Source organism: Candidatus Liberibacter sp. (genome assembly GCF_014048425.1).
GTDB lineage: Bacteria > Pseudomonadota > Alphaproteobacteria > Rhizobiales > Rhizobiaceae > Liberibacter.
In genome coordinates, this window is sequence record NZ_JACETX010000073.1 from 1 (window position 1) to 3163 (window position 3163).

A 3163-nucleotide genomic window follows, 5' to 3' on the forward strand; every position below is an offset into this window, starting at 1 on the left:
CGATGCATGCGATAGAATGGTCTTCAAAAACGCTAAGGGTGATACCGCATATTGTGGTCTTAACGCTAGCGGGTATGCCATGTCAGGTGCTTTTGACCCCAGAAGCGGGAAGCTCACATCAGGTTTTTCGTCTGGCAAAGACGGCGACATTTACATCATCACGAGCGAAGGGAAAGCTATTCTTCTTGTTAATTCAAACTCCACTAATCCTTTAGAAGACATTAGAAAAAACATCAAAGCCGTATCTCAAGACGAACTCGACACTCAAATTAAAGCACTTGAATCCAAACCATCTGGTGGGGGTTCTGGGGCTGGTGGCATAACGGCTCAAGAAGCTCTTTCTTTGTTGCAAGGACGAACAGTATTGATGCCTATGGTAGGGTCTTTTGAAGTTGATAAGACTTACAAATTCACGACCGCTAACAATTGGCGTTTTCCTAGTGAAGCCTCTAACGGATATATGCATGCTGGATCGTTTATCACCATACCTCTAACGGAGGAGGAGGCATCTAAGACTTGGAGGTGTGTAGCGTGCTACCTATTCGCCTCGTATGCGGGGCGTACTTCATGGTTTCAAGAAGTCGTAGACAAAGAAGCTACTGTTTTAAGAGCCGTTAGCTCCTCTACGCTTCAAGACAACCTCGTTGATCTTAAAGCCATGAGCCAGAAGATCACAATGCTTGAAAATGAACTGCAGAAATTGAAGAGAAGCTAGGATGATTAAGAAAACAGAAGTAACCCGTAAAGAGTTTGATGCTGAAAAGGATCTCTTAGCTAAGCACATCGAAGATTCAAAGGTTAGATTTGATAGGATTGATCTATTCATTGCAGATTCAAGGGTTAGAGAGGAGAACCAAAGAATCAGAGATGAGAAACAACAAAAAGGCATTGATGAGCTATTAGACTTTGCTCAAGGTTTTAAGTGGTTGGTGTCTGCATTAAAAAACCTTTCAGTGTATATCGCGTCAATAACAGCGATCATCTACAGCATCACTAACATCAAGAATTGGTTTCACAAATGATAGCTTCTTTCATCACTGGCAGTGTTTCGAGGTTTTTACTTAGATTTGTCCCTTCTTTGCTTGATTTGTATATGATCCAGCTGAAGCAAAAACACGATATGGCTATGGCTCAGCTACATGTCGATTCACAAATCAATATTAAAGAGCTTGAATCTGATGCACCGCTAAGGATGGACAAGCTTGATTCTATGAAGCCAAAGACTAAGATAGAATGGATAGTTGGCTTTAACGATTTAATGCGTCCATTAACAACGATCGTTTGGGTTGTAGTATACCCTGCCGTTTTTCATTTGTATTCTTAAAATATGATATCCTCCGTTTTGACCCTTTCGGGCATCTAAGCCTCTTTTCTCAAGACGTTATAGGGCTTATTTTAGGCTTCTGGTACACGGATGGAATCGTTAGAAAGAGGAGTTGAGGCGGGATTGCTGTTAAATGGTTATAGTCTAACGGATAAATAGCTTAAAAAGTATTCCTACTGTAATAGGTATCATGAAGCCTACAAACCATTTAGTTTGAGTATTAATTGCGTCTTTAAGCTCTGTTCTAACGTTTGAAAGCTCTGTTTTAACGTTAGCAATATCTTGCTTAAGCTCTGTTTTAACGTTAGAAAGCTCTGTTTTAACGCTAGCAATATCTTGCTTAAGTTCTAGCTTAGTATTGGAAATATCTAGCTTAAGTTCTGTTCTAACATCAGAAAGATCTGCTTTAGTCGCAAGAAAAGGCAGTGTTGTTTCCACTTTTGCAAAGCGGACTTCAACATTTTCTTTCTGCGGTTTTTGTTTTACAGAGGTGTTTGTCATAGCTCCCATTGTATAGAATAAAGATTAAAAGAGTCAATTGGATTAACTCTCCGAGCTAGCTTGTTGACAGTTTCCTCGACCTTCAGGACGGGGAAGGATGTCAAATATCGGTATTTTACTAATGATCATATACTTTAAAATCATAATCAATGCATAGAATATAAAAAATTCTTCCATCTCTATACCCTATAAATGGATAATGATTATAGTATCTGATGCTAAGAATTGTAGCGCCTTCAGGGCATTTTGATATCCCTTGTTTATCGTGGATACTTTCTCTTTCTATTTTTTCTGTCCCTAATTCATGACGATGTGAATTGACGATATCCTGCCATGATAGTTGTGAAAGATTAAAAAGTGTCAATAGAAGATTTGCCAAGTGCTCTGTCGGGCATTTAGATACGCAATGTGAATGTCCATGTACCATTTTTTCGAATGAAAAAGCAGGTGTCATGTAATTTGTAGATCCACTTTGTTTGGATGCGTATGGATTAGGTTTTATTGTAAAAGATTTTTTTTTGGCCATTAGTTGCGATAAGAATTGATGTATTCTTCTGTCGTGACTTTTTGTTTGGAAAAGTATTCTCGTATATCATTCTTTTCTATAGTGTCATAATAGCAACGATGGCTATAGGCATCTTTCCAAGGTTGCTCTTCATGGGTCATATTTCTTAATCTCCATGCCGAAAATTGACCGTAATATTCAAAAACATCATCTAATACTTCTCTGTCTTTTGGGTCAAAGATGCTAAACTCTTCGTATGGCAAGCTTTCCATTTCTGGAATAGGTGATGATCCGTATTTTTTGAAATTTTCGTATAGATTCGGAATGACTGGCCCATGCATCCATGCCTCAATAGGATCTTCAAAGAGGGGAGGGTCATTCTCTTCTCTCAAGGCAGACATAACCCCAAATGCGTAATAGCAAAGTTTTTGAAGTTTGAGGTTAGTGATTAAATCAGGCTCTTCTTCCGCTCTTGCCAATGATAAAAAATATCGAGCAATCAAATCAACAGAGTATGTTTTTCTAGTACTTTGTGTCATTTTCTTTCCTTAGGCGTCGACTCATCTTGCAAGTGGCTTTCTACTGTTTTCTCTATTATTTTTTGTGTAGTTTGACATCAACGCTACACGACATTAACAAAGAAAGGTTTAATTCGCAATCACAATCTAAGGTTCGGAGTTGCTATAAAGGTTAACATTGTGCAACATCAATTTCTTTACCAGCACACGCCGTAAAGCCCTGTCCTTCAGGACGGGGAGGATGTCAAAAAGAGGGCAGATTCTCCATGTAGTCCGTTAGTGATTGACCGTCAGAGAAAACAGTTTTCTTTTCTG

Annotated in this window: 6 protein-coding genes; 3 read left to right on the forward strand and 3 right to left on the reverse strand. The window is 38.8% G+C overall.

Annotated features, from left to right (window positions below; genetic code table 11):
* The 3 genes from H0G72_RS05795 to H0G72_RS05805 all read left to right on the forward strand — a co-directional run.
* Positions 1 to 715: hypothetical protein (locus H0G72_RS05795; protein ID WP_220456135.1), on the forward strand; the 715-nt coding region annotated here is incomplete at its 5' end.
* A 1-nt stretch (position 716) separates the two neighbouring features.
* A complete protein-coding gene (locus tag H0G72_RS05800) occupies positions 717 to 1022 on the forward strand; it encodes a hypothetical protein (RefSeq protein WP_182017826.1) in 306 nt (101 codons plus the stop codon).
* The gene (locus H0G72_RS05805) at positions 1019 to 1324 is read left to right on the forward strand and encodes a hypothetical protein (protein ID WP_182017827.1); all 306 of its coding nucleotides are present in this window, start codon (positions 1019 to 1021) and stop codon (positions 1322 to 1324) included. Before H0G72_RS05800 ends, H0G72_RS05805 begins: the two co-directional genes overlap by 4 nt.
* A 144-nt stretch (positions 1325 to 1468) precedes the next feature.
* On the opposite strand, the gene H0G72_RS05810 is transcribed toward H0G72_RS05805, so the two are convergent.
* The 3 genes from H0G72_RS05810 to H0G72_RS05820 form a co-directional block, all read right to left on the reverse strand.
* Positions 1469 to 1825, reverse strand: coding sequence for a hypothetical protein (locus H0G72_RS05810; RefSeq protein ID WP_182017828.1), 357 nt, complete (start codon positions 1823 to 1825; stop codon positions 1469 to 1471).
* Between the two features lie 118 nt (positions 1826 to 1943).
* The gene (locus H0G72_RS05815; RefSeq protein WP_182017829.1) at positions 1944 to 2279 is read right to left on the reverse strand and encodes a hypothetical protein; all 336 of its coding nucleotides are present in this window, start codon (positions 2277 to 2279) and stop codon (positions 1944 to 1946) included.
* Positions 2280 to 2350: 71 nt separating this feature from the next.
* Positions 2351 to 2869 carry a Panacea domain-containing protein gene (locus H0G72_RS05820; protein WP_182017830.1) on the reverse strand — a complete coding sequence of 173 codons (519 nt, stop codon included), beginning with the start codon at positions 2867 to 2869 and terminating at the stop codon, positions 2351 to 2353.
* Positions 2870 to 3163 lie beyond the last annotated feature (294 nt).